We start from the raw sequence: 16051 nt of genomic DNA on the forward strand, positions 1-16051 counted from the left end.
AGCTGGACATGTTGATGCGACCGCTGCGAGTGATCATCTGGGCCGTGTCCAGAAGCCGCTCTACCGCACTCGAACGCTGTGTTATGGAACACCCCGCCGTGCACGTGCTGCACGAGCGGCTGAGCGAACCGTTCCTGATGCAGCACTGGCCCGACAAGTACCGCAGCGTGCTCGACACCCGCCGCAGGACCGGCCACCGGGAGCCTGTCCCGACCTACGGCCAGGCCTTGGAGGCACTCGCCCACGGCCCGCTGCCTGCGGGCAAGTCAGTGTTGCTGAGCAAGGAAATCGCCTGGTTCTGCGACTTCGCCCAGATCGACGATGGCTGGCTGCAGCAGTTCAAGCACGTGTTTCTGGTGCGCGAGCCACTGGCGGTCATGCGCTCGCTGTATCGCGTCGGCACCCAGGGCGAAAATACCTGGTTCGATCCCGACGAGTCAGGGTTCGAGGAACTGTTGGCACTGTACTGGCGCGTGCAGCGGGCGTGTCCGGCCCAAAGTTTGCTGGCCCTGGAAAGCGATCACGACCTGATGCAAGACAGCACAGGCGGCTTGAGCTCCCTGTGTGATTTCATCGGCGTGCCGTTCAGTGCAGCCATGCTGCAATGGCAAGCGCACGAGGTGCCCGCCTGGCAGTTTTTCAAGGGCTGGCACGAAGAGGCTCAGCGCTCGACCGGTTTCGCCGCCGTGCATCATCCCGACCAGCCCTACCCTGCGGTGGTCGGCGAATGCGCAGCCAGTGCCCAACTCACCTGGCGATTCTTCGCCCTGCTGGCTGGCCGGCATCGGCCGGGCAGTCCCGCCGGCCTGCTGCGCAGCCTGCATCGCGCGCCGTCGGCGCAGCTGGATATCGTCCTGTTGCACCGTGGCGGCGAAGATCTCAGCCACCTGCTCTGGAGCATTGCCCAATTCCCCGAAGTGAACTGCCACGCCCTCGACACGCTGGCACTCATGTCCACGGACGCCGGAAAGCTGCCCGAACTGCACGATCTGATCGGCCAGCCACTGCTGCTGGCGTGCAGCGAAACAGCCGCCGCCGGGCAGCAGCCGTTGATCGACAGGCTGGCGGCGCAGGCATGCGTGATCGGCCTGCTGACCGAAACCGGCTTCCACCTGCTGGACGCCCAAGGCCGGACCGGCCCTTCGCCATTGCCCGCGCCCCAGGCCTGTGCCTTGCACCTGCAGCGTTTGCGCGAACGCAGCCTCGATGACTGGGCGACGTTCAACCATTACAACCAAAGCGCGGCAGCCGTTCCCGATTGGCTGGACACGTTCAGCGCCGCCGTGGCTGCCGACCCGGATCACATTGCCGTCAGCGATGGACGCGACAGCCTGACCCTGCAGCAGTTGCACGACCGCGCGCAGCAGCTGGCGAGGGTCTTGCAGGCCCGCCTGGCGCCCGCCGCGTGGGCGGTGCTGTTCAAACGCAAGAACATTCACACCGCCGTTGCCATGACTGCCTGTGCCCTGGCAGGCCGGCCCTATCTCGAGGTACCTGCCTGGTACAGCGCTCACCATTGCCAGCAGTTGCTGGAGCGCCTGGGCGAGTGCCTGGTGCTGTGCGACGCCGATAGCGCACGGCAACTACCGGCTGCACAACCCCATATGTTGGAAGGCCAGTTTGCCCGCCAGGCGCCTGCGGACTGCCCGCCGTGGGCTCGCACGCATCCGCCAATCGCCTACGGCTTGTTGACCTCGGGCACCAGCGGCCCGGCCAAGGTGGCGCTGATGCCAGCACCTGCCGTGCTCGATTCCCTGAGCCTGTGGCAGACCTACCTGCAACCGGGGCAACGCGTAGGCCTGAATGCCTGGCTGACCGGCTACCTGTATTACCCGCTGCTCAGTCGATGCACCACGGTGGTCATCGCCGATGAGGTGGTGCTGGATCCGTTGCGTCTGATGGACTTCATTGCCGACAACCATTTGCAGCAGATCATGATCACCCCCTCGCTGTTGCAGGGGCTGGTCCGCGAAGAAATTCGCTTCGTGTCCTGCTGTGCAGGCCTGCGGGTACTCTGGAGCAGCGGCGAGAGCCTGTCGGCGGCCCTGCGTTCCCAGGTACAGGCGTTGCTGCCCAACTGCTGCCTGATCGACCTGTACGGTTCCAACGAAGCCGGTGACGTCGCCCTCAAGCACGACGACGGCACGTTGCAGTTGATCAAGGGCGTGGAGGCGCGTGTGCTCGACCGGCAAGGCCAGGCCGTGCCCCGCGGCGGCGCAGGCCACCTGCATCTGCGCACACCGGGGCTTTTACGCGGTTATCTAGGCCAGCCGAGCAACGTCCCGCTACCCAACGGCGGGCTGTTCGACACCGGCGACCGTGTGGTCTGGCTGGGCAACGGTCGCCTGCAGTTGCTCGGACGCGACAGTGCCCACCTCAAGATACGTGGCTACAAGGTGCATCCGGAACACGTGGAGCAGGTCTTGAACAGCCACCCGCTGGTGGTCCAGACCTGCATCGGCAGCCGGCACGAGGGCGCCGCCCGCCAGTTGCTGGCCTACGTCGTCCCCGCAAGCCCGGCGCATCTGCCCACGGCCACGGCCCTGCGCGCCTGGGCCAGCCTGCACTTGCCGTTCTTCGCCGTGCCCAGCGCCTACTATGCCGTGGCCAGCCTGGGTGCCGGTCACAATCAGAAGCGCGAGCCGCTGAGCGACGCGCACTTGAGCCAGGCCGTGCCGCTGCCCGAGGATGAGGTGTCGCTGACCGCCACCCAGGCTCAGGTTTCCACGGTGTGGCAGGCAGTGTTGGGCAACGATATCCCCGCACTGCACCCGGACGATGATTTCTTCGACCGCGGCGGCAGCCTGCAACTGAGCGAATTGCTGCTCGAGCTCAACCACAGCTTCGACGTGCAGCTTTCGCTGGCGGCGCTGCTCGAAGACACCCGCCTGCAAGGCATGGCTCTGGCCATTGATCGCGCTCGGGCCGGGCTGCCCGCCGCAGCGATCCTGCGCGAAGTCGCTGTGGAGGCGGCGCGCTATGCCTTCATTCCCGGGCCGCTGCGCGGGGAAGACATTCTTCACGCCTATCGGACCAAACCAGGCAAGCGCATCCTGCTGACCGGCGCCACGGGCTTTTTCGGCGCCTTCCTGCTCGCTGCCCTGGCCCGCCAGCCCGAGGTCGAGCAGGTCATTTGCCTGGTGCGCGCTCAGGACCTGGCGGACGCGCGTCGGCGCTGCCTGGGCAGCCTGCAACGCCATGGTCTGGTACCGCCCGGCGTCCCCCTGGACTGGCTCGGCAAGTTGCAGATGGAATGCGGCGACCTGGCGGCTGCGCACCTGGGGCTGTCGCCCGCTGCCTACCAGAGCCTCACGCAGACCGTCGACTGCGTGGTTCACGCCGGGGCCGGAGTCAACTGGGTCAAGCCTTACGCCAACCTGGTGCGGGGCAATGTCGAAGGCACCGCCCAGATCGTCCAACTCGCCCTCAACGGTGCGATGCCGCTGATCATGGTGTCGACCCTGGCCACAGGCGGCAGCGCGCGTACAGGCTACGAGGAAAGCAAGCATGTGGCCGAAGCCCTGGCGCTGAACGCCGCACGCGAACATGGCCTGCCGGTCATCATCGCCCGCTGTGGTGACCTGGCCGCGCCGCTGGAGGTCGAGCGCAGTACCATCAACGATAACGACTACGTGTGCCTGCTGTTGGGCGCATGCATGCTGCTGGGATGCTGGCCGGCCGACCTGGAAGGGGGTGTCAATCTGACGCCTGTCGACGTTGCCGCACAGATCATGGCAAACCTGGCGCTCCAGGCGCCCGCCGGCAGTCTGGGCCGGGCCTCGAACCTGTGTCATCCACACGGCGCCCTGTCCTGGCAGATCCTGTGCGGATGGGTCGCCGACAACCTCGCAGCCGGCAGCTTCGCGCCGCTGCCCCTGGAGCGCTGGCGGCTGCGCCTGGACAACGACTCCCGTCAGCACCCGATCATTGCCAAGACCCGCCTGATTCTGCCGATGATTCTCGACGACCTGACCGCCCCATCGCCGCGCAACGATTTCGAGTTTCCCGCCACCTCGCCGATTCGCCTCAGCCCACAGTGGGCCGCCCGACTGACTCGGCAATTGCTGCAGACCCTCGGGCAGGCCAGTCGATGAATGGGCGAATGGTCACCGCCTGGGCGGCAGCGCAACGCCAGCGTGAACTGATGACGCTCAGCTACCGCAGCCCGCCGCTGCGGCCGATGGATGTGGAGATTCAGATCACTCATTGCGGTCTGTGCAGCAGCGATCTACACCTGATAGATGGCCACTGGGGCGAGGCCAGTGTCTATCCCCAGGTGTGCGGGCATGAAGTGATCGGCCGCGTCAGCGCCGTGGGTGAAAACGTAGCCGGGCTGCGCCTGGGCCAACGCGTCGGCGTCGGCTGGTACCGCAGCTCCTGCCTGGCATGTGAATTCTGTCTGCGTGGCGAGGAGCAGCACTGCCCTTGCCTGATCGCCACCTGTACCCATGGAGAACAGGGTGGGCTTGCCGACTACCTGTACTGCGACAGCCGTTTCGTGTTCTCCATCCCCGACGAGTTGAGCAGTGAGCACGCCGCGCCCCTGCTGTGCGCCGGTGTCACCGTGCACACGGCGCTCAAGCGCGCCACCTGGCCTGGCATGGCCGTCGGCATCGTCGGCATCGGTGGCTTGGGCCATCTTGCCATCCAGTTCGCGGCCAAGCGCGGCTGCCGCGTCACAGCGCTCTCGAGCAGCCCGCACAAGCAGCGCGATGCCCTGACCCTGGGCGCCAACCGTTTCATCGACCTCAGCAAACCAGTGGACTGCAAGCAAGTGCGCAATGCTTTCGACTACATCCTGGTGACCAGCGCGGTCGCGTGCGACTGGTCGGCCATCGTCGACATGCTCCGGCCCTTCGGCGTGCTGTGTTTCGCCGGTATGCCACCGCCGGTGACATTCGATGTCGCGGCCATGATGTACAAGACGCTGAGCATCACCACCGCCAACGTCGGTGGGCGTCAGGATATCCGAGACACCCTGGCTTTCGCGGCGGCGCGCCAAGTGCGGCCCTGGGTGCAGTCGTGGCCGCTGGAAGATGTCAACCACGCCATACGGCAATTGCGCAAAGGACGAGTCCACTATCGAGCGGTGATGCAGGTCGGCGAAGAGCCGGTCCAGGCTCTTTAAGCGCGGCTTGGGCGCGGCGCTCCATTTGCCCCGCAGCCGCCCGTCTGCTAACGTCGCCCGGTTTCAATCCTTCTCGCCGAGACCGCTGCCATGGCCCGCAAAAAAGCATCCCTGGATTTCGAACAATCCCTGGCCGACCTGCAGACGCTGGTCGAACGCCTGGAGAACGGCGAGCTGTCGCTGGAAGACTCGCTGAGCGCTTTCGAGAACGGCATCCGTCTTACCCGCGACTGCCAGAGCGCGTTGGCCCAAGCCGAACAGAAAGTCCAGGTCCTGCTGGAAAAGGACGGCGAGCTCACCGAAGAACCCTTCGATACGGAACAGCCTGAATGATCGCCGCCTACCAGGCTCTCTGCCAACAGCGTGTGGATGGCGCCCTGCAAGGTCTGTTCGTGCCGCCTTCGGCCGAGCTGACCCGGCTGTACCAGGCCATGCGCTACAGCGTGATGAACGGGGGCAAGCGCGTCCGCCCGCTGCTCGCCTATGCTGCCTGCGAGGCATTGGGCGCCGATGCCACCCAGGCCAACGGCGCTGCCTGCGCGGTCGAGCTGATCCACGCCTACTCGCTGGTGCACGACGATCTTCCTGCCATGGACGACGACGATCTGCGCCGTGGCCAGCCCACCACGCACAAGGCGTTCGACGAAGCCTGCGCGATCCTGGCCGGCGATGGCCTGCAAAGCCTGGCTTTCACCGCGCTGCTCGACCCGACCCTGAGCCCGCAAAGCGATGCCATACGACTGAGCATGGTCCAGGTGCTGGCACAGGCTGCTGGCCCGGCCGGCATGGTCGGCGGCCAGGCCATCGACCTGGGCTCGGTGGGCCTGCAGTTGAACCAGCAGGCGCTCGAGTTCATGCACCGGCACAAGACCGGCGCCCTGATCGAGGCCAGCGTACGCCTCGGCGCGCTGGCCAGCGCGCGGGCACAGCCGTCACAGCTCGAGTGCCTGCAGACTTATGCGCGAGCGGTTGGGTTGGCTTTCCAGGTGCAGGACGACATCCTCGACGTCGAAAGCGATACCGCCACCCTGGGCAAACGCCAAGGTGCCGATATCGCCTTGAACAAACCGACCTACCCGGCGCTGCTCGGGCTTGATGCAGCCAAGGCCTATGCGCTGGATCTGCGCGATCAGGCGCTGCATGCATTGCATCCATTCGATGCCGCTGCCGAGCCGTTGCGCGAACTGGCACGTTACATTGTGGCGCGACGCAACTGACGAGCGCGTGCGCACCCGACGCCGCATCAGGTAAACTGCCCCATTCCTAGAACTCATAACGATTCGCCTGATGCCCACGACGTTTCAAGAGATCCCCCGCGAACGCCCGGCGACGCCTCTGCTCGACCGTGCTGACACTCCTGCCGGCCTGCGCCGTCTGGGCGAAGCCGAGCTCGAAACACTGGCAGACGAACTGCGCCAGGAGCTGCTCTATACGGTCGGCCAGACCGGTGGGCATTTCGGTGCCGGCCTGGGCGTCATAGAGCTGACCATCGCCCTGCACTACGTTTTCGACACGCCCGACGATCGTCTGGTGTGGGACGTCGGCCACCAGGCCTACCCTCACAAGATCCTCACCGGCCGCCGCGAGCGCATGGCCAGCCTGCGCCAGAAGGACGGCATCGCCGCCTTTCCGCGGCGCAGCGAAAGTGAATACGACACCTTCGGCGTCGGTCACTCCAGCACCTCCATCAGCGCCGCCCTGGGCATGGCCATCGGCGCACGTCTGCAGAACAGCGGACGCAAGGCCATTGCCGTGATCGGCGATGGCGCGCTGACTGCCGGCATGGCCTTCGAGGCGCTCAACCACGCGCCGGAAGTCAACGCCGACATGCTGGTGATCCTCAACGACAACGACATGTCGATCTCGCGCAACGTCGGCGGACTGTCCAACTACCTGGCCAAGATTCTCTCCAGCCGCACCTACACCAGCATGCGCGAAGGCAGCAAGAAAGTACTGTCGCGCCTGCCTGGCGCCTGGGAAATCGCCCGTCGCACCGAGGAATACGCCAAGGGCATGCTGGTCCCCGGCACCCTGTTCGAAGAACTGGGCTGGAACTACATCGGCCCCATCGATGGCCATGACCTGCCAACCCTGGTGGCCACCCTGCGCAACATGCGCGACCTCAAGGGTCCGCAGTTTCTGCATGTGGTCACCAAGAAGGGCAAGGGCTTCGCCCCGGCCGAGGTCGATCCGATCGGCTACCACGCCATCACCAAGCTCGACCCGCTCGACGCTCCGGTCGTGGCTCCCGCCAAAGCCAGCGGGCCGAAGTACTCGGGCGTGTTCGGACAGTGGCTGTGCGACATGGCGGAAGCCGATTCGCGCCTGGTCGGCATCACCCCAGCCATGAAGGAAGGCTCGGACCTGGTTGCCTTCAGCGAACGTTTCCCCGAGCGTTACTTCGACGTCGCCATTGCCGAACAGCATGCGGTGACCCTGGCGGCCGGCATGGCCTGCGAAGGCGCCAAGCCAGTGGTGGCGATTTATTCGACATTCCTGCAGCGCGGTTACGATCAGCTGATCCACGACGTGGCGGTGCAGAACCTCGACGTGCTGTTCGCCATCGACCGCGCCGGCCTGGTCGGCGAGGACGGTCCGACCCATGCCGGCAGCTACGACCTGTCGTACCTGCGCTGCATCCCCGGCATGCTGGTGATGACGCCCAGCGACGAAAACGAGCTGCGTCTGATGCTCAGCACCGGCCACCATCACCCAGGTCCGGCGGCCGTCCGCTATCCACGCGGCAACGGTCCGGGCGCGGCGATCCACCAAGGCCTGGACAGCATCGAGATCGGCAAGGGCGTAGTCCGCCGGCAGGGTCGCGGAGTCGCCATTCTGGTGTTCGGCGTGCAGTTGGCCGAGGCGCTGACAGTGGCGCAAAAGCTGGATGCCACCGTCGCCGACATGCGCTTCGTCAAGCCACTGGACGAGCAACTGGTACGTGAACTGGCCGACGGCCACGATCTGCTGGTCACCCTCGAAGAGAATGCCATCATGGGTGGTGCAGGTTCGGCGGTCAGTGAATTCCTGGCCCGCGAAGGCGTGCTCAAGCCCGTGCTGCACCTGGGCTTGCCAGATGCCTATGTGGAACACGCCAAGCCGGCGCAGATGCTCGCTGAATGCGGCCTGGATGCGGTGGGTATCGAAGCTGCCATTACCCTGCGCCAGCGCCTGCTGCAACGCTGACGCCACTTCGGTGCAGGGCTGACATGGTCAGCCCTGCACCGCGCTACACCCCTTCGCTACCCTTGCGGATCGTGCCGACCACTTCACCCTGATGCTCGCTGCCCATCATGTGGCCAAGCTTGCCGGCCTTGGTGGCCAGGTAGTATTTGTTGTGGGGGTTTTGGCCGGTGTGCAGCGGTACGCGCTCGGCAACGTTGATGCCCATGTCGGTCAACGCCTTGACCTTGCGCGGGTTGTTGGTCATCAGGCGCAGGGCCTTGACACCCAGGTGCTCGAGCATCGGTTCGCACATGCCGTAGTCGCGCTGGTCGGCAGCGAAGCCCAGGCGCTCATTGGCCTCGACCGTATCGGCGCCGCCGTCCTGCAGTTCATAGGCACGGATCTTGTTCAGCAAGCCAATCCCCCGGCCTTCCTGCCGCAGGTACAGCAAGACGCCGCGCCCTTCCCGGGCAATGGCCTGCAACGCGGCTTCGAGTTGCGATCCGCAGTCGCAGCGCTGGCTGAACAGCGCGTCCCCGGTCAGACATTCCGAATGCAGGCGCCCCAGTACGGGTGCGCCGTCCGCCACATCGCCGAGGCTGAGCACGACATGCTCGCGGCCCGTGGCCTCATCGAGAAAACCATGCATGGTGAACAAAGCGAAAGGCGTGGGAAGCTGAGAAGCAGCGACAAAAACGACGGGCACCGGGTGCTCCTGATTCTTGATGAACTTGACAAGGGCAGTATTGTAACAGCAGCTCTGCGCACCTGCTCAGTGGATGATCGTGGCGCCTGTGCAGCGGCTCGATCAAGGGGCTGGCAACGGGGGGTCGAACGGATACGGTTGACCCCAGCGCTGGTAGATCCCGCGCAGCTGCCCGGTCTTCACCAACTGTTCCATGCGCTGATCGTAGACGGCGAGCAATGCCCGACCACGCGCACTGTCGCTGAACCCCAGGTACAGCGGCAACTCGGCCACGTGCACGCGCTTGAAACGCTCGGGCTCGACCGCCTGGCGCAGGATCACTTCGATTTCGGTCAGGGCATCGACGTAGTAGTCGGCACGATCGTGTTCGAGCATAGACAGAATGCCGGTGCGGCGCTGGACCTCATTGTAGGTACGCGCGTTGGGCAGGTACTTCTGGAATTGGTAGCCGCGCACCCAAGCCAGGCGATAGCCGCCCAGGCTGGCGAAATCGACCTGAGGCTTGTCGGCCAGGCTCAAGGCGAAGATATGATCGGTGTCGTAATGCCAGCGCGGGTACAGGGCATGCGCCTCGTTCTGGTAGGAACCGACCCAGGCATCGGCCTGACCCTGCTGCACCAGCCCGACGGAACGGATATAGGGCTCGCTGCGTGTGACTACTGTGATACCTGCCGGTTGGAACACCTCGCGCAGGACGTCCCAGGCCAGGCCCGTGCCATCTGCGTTGGTGTAGTCTTCCCAGGCTTCACTGACCAGATCGATGCGCGCAGGCTGCAGCGATACGCCTGCACTGGCTGCCCAGCACACCAACAGCATCGCTGCTCCCAGCAACCCTCGCCATCCAGCCATCCGTTGCGCCCTCAAAGCCGACCTGCACAGGGCCGATTCACACGAAGCTCCAGCCCCACACCAGCAGCTGCATGGCGAGCCAGGCGAAGACCCCGGCCAGCACATCATCGAACATGATACCCACACCGCCATGGACGTGGCGATCTATCCAGCGGATCGGCCATGGCTTGAGAATATCGAAGAAGCGAAACACCAGAAAACCCACCAGCAGCCAGACCCAACCTTCGGGCACCAGCCACAGGGTGATCCACATGCCGACCATCTCGTCCCAGACGATGCCTTCATGATCGTGCACGCGCAAGTCGTCGGCGACCTTGCCGCACAGCCAGATGCCGAACAGCATGCTCACACCCAGCATCAGCCAGTAGCCCCAGTCCGGCAACATCTGCCACAGCGGAATGAACGGCACGGCGACCATGGATCCCCAGGTGCCAGGCGCCTTGGGCAAGGTTCCGGAGCCAAAACCGAAGGCCAGGAAATGCCATGGATTACGCCACACCGAAGGGGGCACGAACTCCGCTGGAACCTGGTTGGGATGGTCTGTCACGGTGTCTCCGCAAAATGTTGGTAGCCCCGAACAGTCGGGGTGATGTCCTGGCCGTGACGGTCGACCAGCGTGACGCCTTCGCCAACACTCGCTTGGCCGATGACGAAAAACACCGCGCCCTGAGCGCGCAGGGTGGTTTCTTCTTCAGGAGGCAGGGTGAAGGCCAGTACATAGTCGTCCCCCCCGCTCAGCGCCGCTGACCAGGCCTGTTCCAGGCCGAGCAACGACTGCAGGGCATTGGACACCGGCAGTCGCTCGCGTTCCACCCGCAAGGCGACTTTCGACGCCCTGGCAATGTGGCCGCAGTCGGCCAACAGGCCGTCGGAAATGTCCAGCGCCGCGCTGGCCCTGCCCCGCAAGGCCTGGCCCAGCGCGAATTGCGGCAGCGGTGACCAGTAGTGAGCCAGCAAGGGCCCGGCCACCGCAGGCTCGGCATGTCGCTGGCCAAGCACCAGCGGCAGCGCACCCGCAGCGTCGCCCAGCCTGCCGCCGACGCACAGCAGATCACCCGGTCGGGCACCACTGCGCGTCAGCGCCAAGCCTTGGGGCAGACGGCCGAACACGGTCAGGGTCAGGCTCAAAGGGCCACGTGTGGTGTCACCACCGACCAGGCGCAGGCCGCAGCGCTCGGCCATGGCATCCAGGCCGGTGGCGAACCCTTGCAGCCACTGCGCCGAAAAGCTGGGCAGGGTCAGGGCCAAGGTGAACCCCAGGGGGCTGGCACCCATGGCGGCCAGATCGCTGGCCGCGACAGCCAGGGCGCGCTGACCCAACAGGAGGGGGTCGGCACCCTGGGGAAAATGCACGCCGGCCACCAGCGTGTCGGTGGAAACCGCCATCTGTTCGCCCGGCGCCAGCGCCAGCAGGGCGCAATCGTCGCCGATGCCCAAGGCCACACCGTCGCCGGCTCGCGCACAGGACGCGGCGGCGAAATAGTGTCGGATCAGCTCGAATTCGCCCATGGGCTGCATGTCGGAGATCAGCGCTTGTGCGCTGCCACTTCCGGGCCACGCAAGCTCGGCGCCAGCTTGTCGAGCACGCCGTTGACGAATTTGTGTCCGTCGGTGGAACCGAACACCTTGGCCAGCTCGATGCCTTCGTTGATCACCACGCGGTAAGGCACGTCGACCCGCTTGAGCAGTTCCCAGGTGGACAAGCGCAGCACGGCCAACTCGACCGGATCGAGCTCGTCGATGGTGATGTCCAGGCACGGCGCCAAAGCGCTGTCGATCTCATCGCGGCTGGCCGGCACACCGTGCAGGATTTCGCGGAAATAGGCGCCGTCGACGTCACCGAAATCGTTGTCGACGCGGAACTGCGCCTCGATCTCGTTCAGCGAGTGCTTGGCCATGTGCCATTGGTACAGGGCCTGGGTCGCCAATTGACGCGCTTCGCGGCGCTTGGCGCTGCGTGAAGGCTTGCCGGCATCCGCAGGCTTAGGATCGCGTGGATTGAAGCGATCGCTTTCGTCGTTGATCACTTGGCCTCCAACTGCGCCAGCAGGCTGACCATTTCCAGGGCAGAAAGCGCAGCTTCCGCACCCTTGTTGCCAGCCTTGGTGCCGGAGCGCTCGATGGCCTGCTCGATGGTGTCCACGGTCAGTACGCCGAAGGCGACCGGCACGCCGAACTCCATCGACACCTGGGACAGACCCTTGGTGCATTCGCCGGCAACGTATTCGAAGTGCGGCGTGCCGCCGCGAATGACCGCGCCCAGCGCGATGATCGCGGCGTACTCGCTTTGCTGCGCAACCTTCTGCGCGACCAGCGGGATCTCGAACGCACCCGGGGCGCGAATCAGGGTGATGTCGCTTTCACTGACGCCGTGGCGAACCAGGGCATCGACGGCGCCGCTCACCAGGCTTTCGACGACGAAGCTGTTGAAGCGGCCAACCACCAGGGCGTAGCGGCCTTTGGGGGCGATGAAGTTACCTTCGATGGTCTTCAGGGTCATTCGGGTCTGTCTCATCTTAAAGAGCCAGGCCGCCTGCAGGCGGCCTCTGCGGATAATGGATCACGAACATCGAGACTGCAGGTCACGGGCAGGCCGGTGCATCGGCACCGCCGCAACCCTTGCAGCCGGTCTTTATTCGGAGGGCACGTATTCTACAACTTCCAGATCGAATCCGGATATCGCATTGAACTTCATCGGCGAACTGAGCAGGCGCATCTTGCGCACGCCCAGGTCGCGCAGGATCTGCGAACCGGCGCCGACGATACTGTAGGTGGTCGGGGTTTTCACCGCAGCCTGCCCGGCACTTTCCCGCAGGTGCGCCAGCAGCACGTCGCCGTCCTGCTGGTGGCCGAGCAGCAGCACCACGCCGCTGCCGGCCTCGGCAACCGCGCTCATCGCCGCGCGCAGGCTCCAGCGGCCCGGTTGCTTGACCATCAGCAGGTCGCGCAGCGGGTCCATGTTGTGCACCCGCACCAGAGTCGGCTGGTCCGGCACCACTGTGCCCAGGGTCAGCGCCATGTGCACGTCGCCTTCCACCGAATCACGATAGGTCACCAGGTTGAACTGGCCCAGCTCACTGTCCAGCGGCTGCTCGGCAATCCGCTGAACGGTACGTTCATGGATCATCCGATAGTGGATCAGATCGGCAATGGTGCCGATCTTGATGTCATGCTGGGCTGCGAACACCTCCAGCTCGGCACGGCGCGACATGGTGCCGTCGTCGTTCATCACCTCGCAGATCACCCCGCTGGGCTCGAAACCGGCCATGCGCGCCAGGTCGCAGGCGGCCTCGGTATGGCCGGCACGGGCCAGCGTGCCGCCCGCCTGGGCCATCAGTGGGAAGATGTGCCCAGGGCTGACGATGTCCTCGGCGCGTGCATCGGCCGCAGCCGCGGCCTGCACCGTGCGGGCGCGGTCGGCGGCGGAGATGCCGGTGGTCACGCCGGTGGCCGCTTCGATGGACACGGTGAACTTGGTCCCGAAGCCCGACCCGTTGCGCGGCGCCATCAGCGGCAGCTTGAGGGCCTCGCAGCGCTCGCGGGTCATCGGCATGCAGATCAGGCCACGCGCGTGGCGGGCCATGAAGTTGATGTGCTCGGCCTTGCAGCATTCGGCGGCCATGATCAGGTCGCCTTCGTTTTCGCGGTCTTCGTCATCCATCAGGATGACCATCTTGCCCTGGCGGATATCTTCCACCAGCTCTTCGATCGTGTTGAGCGCCACGCGGCACCCCCTTGTGTTCAGAACAGCACGCTGCTCAGGATTTCAGGTAGCCGTTGGCCGCCAGGAAGCTTTCGCTGATCGCGCCCTGGCTCGGCTCGCTGGCCTTGTCGCCCAGCAGCAGACGCTCCAGGTAGCGCGCCAGCAGATCGACCTCGAGGTTGACCAGGCGACCGGGACGGTAGTCGTCCATGATGGTTTCGCTCAGCGTGTGCGGGATGATCGTCAGTGCGAACTCGGCGCCATCCACGGCGTTCACCGTCAGGCTGGTGCCGTCGACGGTGATCGAGCCCTTGTGGGCGATGTACTTGGCCAGCTCTTTCGGCGCGCGGATACGGAATTCCACGGCACGGGCGTTTTCCTGGCGTGAAACCACCTCGCCAACGCCATCGACATGGCCGCTGACCAGGTGCCCACCCAAACGCGTGGTGGGAGTCAGGGCCTTTTCCAGGTTGACCCGGCTGCCGTTCTTGAGCTGGTGGAAGGCGGTGCAGTCCAGGGTTTCGCGGCTGACGTCGGCGATGAAGCCGTTGCCCGGCAGCTCGACGGCCGTGAGGCACACGCCATTGATGGCAATGCTGTCGCCGAGCTTGACGTCGCTCAGGTCGAGCTTGCCGGTGTCGACGTGTACGCGCACGTCACCGCCCTTGGGGGTCAACGCACGGATGCTGCCGATGGATTCGATGATGCCGGTGAACATGAGTCCTCCTCGAGAACAAGGCTGGCGCCAGGCGCAAGCCGGAAATTATACGCGCTTTGCCGGGGCCGTAGCGGGCTGTGGCGCAAGGGTCGGGGTCGGGACGGCGATCACGCGCCAGTCGTCGCCCACTGCCGTCATGTCGATGATCCGCAACTGCGGCGATTCGCTCATGTGCGCCAGTGGCCAGTCGAGCAACGGCCGCGCCGTGGAGCCCATGAACTTCGCGGCAATGAATATCTGGTACTCGTCCACCAGGCCCTGGCGGGCGAAAGCCCCTGCCAGGCTCGCTCCGGCTTCCACCAGGACTTCGTTGAGGCCTCGGCGCGCCAACTCGTGGCACAGAGCCGGCAGATCGACCCGCCCCTCCCCGCCCGGCAAGCTCAGCAGCTCGTGACCGGCCTGAACGTATTCGGGGTGCTCCTTTGCGTCTGCGCAGGTGACGACCAGCGCAGCGCCGGCCTGAAAGAACGGTGCATCCAGCGGCACCCGCAGGCGGCCGTCGATCAGAATGCGCAGCGGTACGCGGCGCGTTGCCAGCTCGGTATCTTCGGCATCCAGCCCCAGCTCGGCGGCGCGCACGGTCATCCGCGCACCGTCGGCAATTACGCTGTCGGCGCCGGTCAGTACGGCGCTGGATTGCGCCCGCAGCCGCTGCACCGCCGAACGCGCGGCAGCACCGGTGATCCACTGGCTCTCGCCGCTGGCCATGGCCGTGCGCCCGTCCAGGCTCATGGCCAGTTTCACCCGGACGAAGGGCTGGCCGTGCTCCATGCGCTTGAGAAATCCGGGGTTCAGCGCCCGCGCCTCGGCGGCGAGCAGCGGGCACGTGACGGCAATGCCCGCTTGCCGCAGGCGCTCCAGGCCCTGCCCGGCCACCTGCGGATTGGGGTCCTGCATGGCCACCACCACCCGCGCCACGCCAGCTTCGACCAACGCCTCGGCGCATGGCGGCGTACGCCCGTAGTGGCTGCACGGTTCGAGCGTTACATAGGCCGTGGCGCCCTGCGCGCGGGTGCCGGCCTGGCGCAGGGCATGCACTTCGGCATGGGGGCCGCCGGCCTGGACGTGCCAACCTTCGCCGACCGTTTCACCGTCACGCACGATCACGCAACCCACGCGCGGATTGGGATGAGTGGAATACACGCCCTTGCGCGCCAACTCCAGAGCACGGGCCATGTGCCGGGCATCGCCGGCCGTCGGGTCGGACATGCTCATCACTCCTTGGCCGGCTCGCGCGCCAGGCGGTCGATTTCCTCGCGAAACTCGTCCAGGTCCTGGAAGCGCCGGTACACCGAAGCGAAACGGATGTAGGCCACTTCATCGAGCTTTTGCAGCTCGGTCATGACCCACTCGCCGACGACCAGCGACTTGACCTCGCGTTCGCCCGTGGCGCGCAACTGATGCTTGATGTGCACCAGTGCCGCTTCGAGGCGTTCGACACTGACAGGGCGCTTTTCCAGCGCTCGCTGCATGCCCGCGCGCAGTTTTTCTTCGTCGAAAGGCTGGCGGCTGCCGTCTTGCTTGATCAGTCGCGGGAGCACCAGTTCGGCGGTTTCGAAGGTGGTGAAACGCTCACCGCAAGCCAGGCACTCACGGCGCCGGCGTACTTGCTCGCCCTCGGCGACCAATCGTGAGTCGATGACCTTGGTGTCGTTGGCACCGCAGAAGGGACAGTGCATGGTGGCAGGCAACAAAAAAAGGGAGGGCCATGGTAGCGCATCCCACTGGCAAGACAAGCCCGGGGCTTTGCGGTATACAGACGGTTCTACTTTCGCTGGGTTT

General features: G+C 65.4%; 15 protein-coding genes. 5 read left to right on the forward strand and 10 right to left on the reverse strand.

The window, feature by feature from the left end; all coding sequences use genetic code 11:
* Positions 1–8 precede the first annotated feature (8 nt).
* The 5 genes from IFT98_RS11755 to dxs all read left to right on the forward strand — a co-directional run bounded on the left by IFT98_RS11755 (position 9) and on the right by dxs (position 8314).
* Positions 9–4094, forward strand: coding sequence for an SDR family oxidoreductase (locus IFT98_RS11755; protein WP_192048806.1), 4086 nt, complete (start codon positions 9–11; stop codon positions 4092–4094).
* Positions 4095–4102: 8 nt separating this feature from the next.
* Positions 4103–5128: an NAD(P)-dependent alcohol dehydrogenase gene (locus IFT98_RS11760; protein ID WP_192048808.1), complete on the forward strand. Its 1026-nt coding sequence runs from the start codon at positions 4103–4105 to the stop codon at positions 5126–5128.
* A gap of 90 nt (positions 5129–5218) precedes the next feature.
* Positions 5219–5461 carry an exodeoxyribonuclease VII small subunit gene (locus tag IFT98_RS11765; protein WP_090360636.1) on the forward strand — a complete coding sequence of 81 codons (243 nt, stop codon included), beginning with the start codon at positions 5219–5221 and terminating at the stop codon, positions 5459–5461.
* Positions 5458–6345 (forward strand): (2E,6E)-farnesyl diphosphate synthase, encoded by an 888-nt coding sequence (gene ispA, locus IFT98_RS11770; RefSeq protein ID WP_192048810.1) that lies wholly within the window; start codon positions 5458–5460, stop codon positions 6343–6345. Before IFT98_RS11765 ends, ispA begins: the two co-directional genes overlap by 4 nt.
* Before the next feature lie 70 nt (positions 6346–6415).
* A complete protein-coding gene (gene dxs, locus IFT98_RS11775; RefSeq protein ID WP_192048812.1) occupies positions 6416–8314 on the forward strand; it encodes a 1-deoxy-D-xylulose-5-phosphate synthase in 1899 nt (632 codons plus the stop codon).
* A gap of 43 nt (positions 8315–8357) precedes the next feature.
* On the opposite strand, the gene ribA is transcribed toward dxs, so the two are convergent.
* The 10 genes from ribA to nrdR all read right to left on the reverse strand — a co-directional run bounded on the left by ribA (position 8358) and on the right by nrdR (position 15948).
* A complete protein-coding gene (gene ribA, locus IFT98_RS11780; protein ID WP_192048814.1) occupies positions 8358–8999 on the reverse strand; it encodes a GTP cyclohydrolase II in 642 nt (213 codons plus the stop codon).
* A 102-nt stretch (positions 9000–9101) separates the two neighbouring features.
* The gene (locus IFT98_RS11785; protein WP_192048816.1) at positions 9102–9848 is read right to left on the reverse strand and encodes a substrate-binding periplasmic protein; all 747 of its coding nucleotides are present in this window, start codon (positions 9846–9848) and stop codon (positions 9102–9104) included.
* Positions 9849–9885: 37 nt separating this feature from the next.
* Entirely contained in the window at positions 9886–10395 is a 510-nt protein-coding gene (locus tag IFT98_RS11790) for a phosphatidylglycerophosphatase A family protein (protein ID WP_049860803.1), read from the reverse strand.
* Positions 10392–11357, reverse strand: a complete 966-nt coding sequence (gene thiL / locus IFT98_RS11795; protein ID WP_192048892.1) for a thiamine-phosphate kinase — start codon at positions 11355–11357, stop codon at positions 10392–10394. Before thiL ends, IFT98_RS11790 begins: the two co-directional genes overlap by 4 nt.
* Before the next feature lie 17 nt (positions 11358–11374).
* Positions 11375–11875, reverse strand: coding sequence for a transcription antitermination factor NusB (gene nusB / locus IFT98_RS11800; RefSeq protein WP_122475600.1), 501 nt, complete (start codon positions 11873–11875; stop codon positions 11375–11377).
* Complete coding sequence (gene ribH, locus IFT98_RS11805; protein ID WP_122475602.1) at positions 11872–12348, reverse strand: 6,7-dimethyl-8-ribityllumazine synthase; 477 nt, start codon at positions 12346–12348, stop codon at positions 11872–11874. Before ribH ends, nusB begins: the two co-directional genes overlap by 4 nt.
* Before the next feature lie 132 nt (positions 12349–12480).
* On the reverse strand, positions 12481–13572 hold the full coding sequence (gene ribBA / locus IFT98_RS11810) for a bifunctional 3,4-dihydroxy-2-butanone-4-phosphate synthase/GTP cyclohydrolase II (RefSeq protein ID WP_192048818.1): 1092 nt from the start codon (positions 13570–13572) through the stop codon (positions 12481–12483).
* 34 nt (positions 13573–13606) lie between these two features.
* A complete protein-coding gene (locus tag IFT98_RS11815) occupies positions 13607–14269 on the reverse strand; it encodes a riboflavin synthase (protein WP_192048820.1) in 663 nt (220 codons plus the stop codon).
* Between the two features lie 45 nt (positions 14270–14314).
* Positions 14315–15478 carry a bifunctional diaminohydroxyphosphoribosylaminopyrimidine deaminase/5-amino-6-(5-phosphoribosylamino)uracil reductase RibD gene (gene ribD, locus IFT98_RS11820; RefSeq protein ID WP_446730829.1) on the reverse strand — a complete coding sequence of 388 codons (1164 nt, stop codon included), beginning with the start codon at positions 15476–15478 and terminating at the stop codon, positions 14315–14317.
* Positions 15479–15483: 5 nt separating this feature from the next.
* Positions 15484–15948: a transcriptional regulator NrdR gene (gene nrdR, locus IFT98_RS11825; RefSeq protein WP_161804299.1), complete on the reverse strand. Its 465-nt coding sequence runs from the start codon at positions 15946–15948 to the stop codon at positions 15484–15486.
* Between the last annotated feature and the right edge of the window lie 103 nt (positions 15949–16051).

This window comes from Pseudomonas sp. CFBP 8770 (genome assembly GCF_014841705.1).
Classification (GTDB): Bacteria; Pseudomonadota; Gammaproteobacteria; order Pseudomonadales; family Pseudomonadaceae; genus Aquipseudomonas.

Coding starts and splice junctions, on each gene's coding strand:
- nrdR (WP_161804299.1), bottom strand. CDS start 15,948: ATGCACTGTCCCTTCTGCGGTGCCAACGACACCAAGGTCATCGACTCA.
- IFT98_RS11755 (WP_192048806.1), top strand. CDS start 9: ATGTTGATGCGACCGCTGCGAGTGATCATCTGGGCCGTGTCCAGAAGC.
- dxs (WP_192048812.1), top strand. CDS start 6,416: ATGCCCACGACGTTTCAAGAGATCCCCCGCGAACGCCCGGCGACGCCT.
- IFT98_RS11815 (WP_192048820.1), bottom strand. CDS start 14,269: ATGTTCACCGGCATCATCGAATCCATCGGCAGCATCCGTGCGTTGACC.
- IFT98_RS11785 (WP_192048816.1), bottom strand. CDS start 9,848: ATGGCTGGATGGCGAGGGTTGCTGGGAGCAGCGATGCTGTTGGTGTGC.
- thiL (WP_192048892.1), bottom strand. CDS start 11,357: ATGGGCGAATTCGAGCTGATCCGACACTATTTCGCCGCCGCGTCCTGT.
- IFT98_RS11765 (WP_090360636.1), top strand. CDS start 5,219: ATGGCCCGCAAAAAAGCATCCCTGGATTTCGAACAATCCCTGGCCGAC.
- ribD (WP_446730829.1), bottom strand. CDS start 15,478: ATGTCCGACCCGACGGCCGGCGATGCCCGGCACATGGCCCGTGCTCTG.
- ispA (WP_192048810.1), top strand. CDS start 5,458: ATGATCGCCGCCTACCAGGCTCTCTGCCAACAGCGTGTGGATGGCGCC.
- ribH (WP_122475602.1), bottom strand. CDS start 12,348: ATGACCCTGAAGACCATCGAAGGTAACTTCATCGCCCCCAAAGGCCGC.
- IFT98_RS11760 (WP_192048808.1), top strand. CDS start 4,103: ATGGTCACCGCCTGGGCGGCAGCGCAACGCCAGCGTGAACTGATGACG.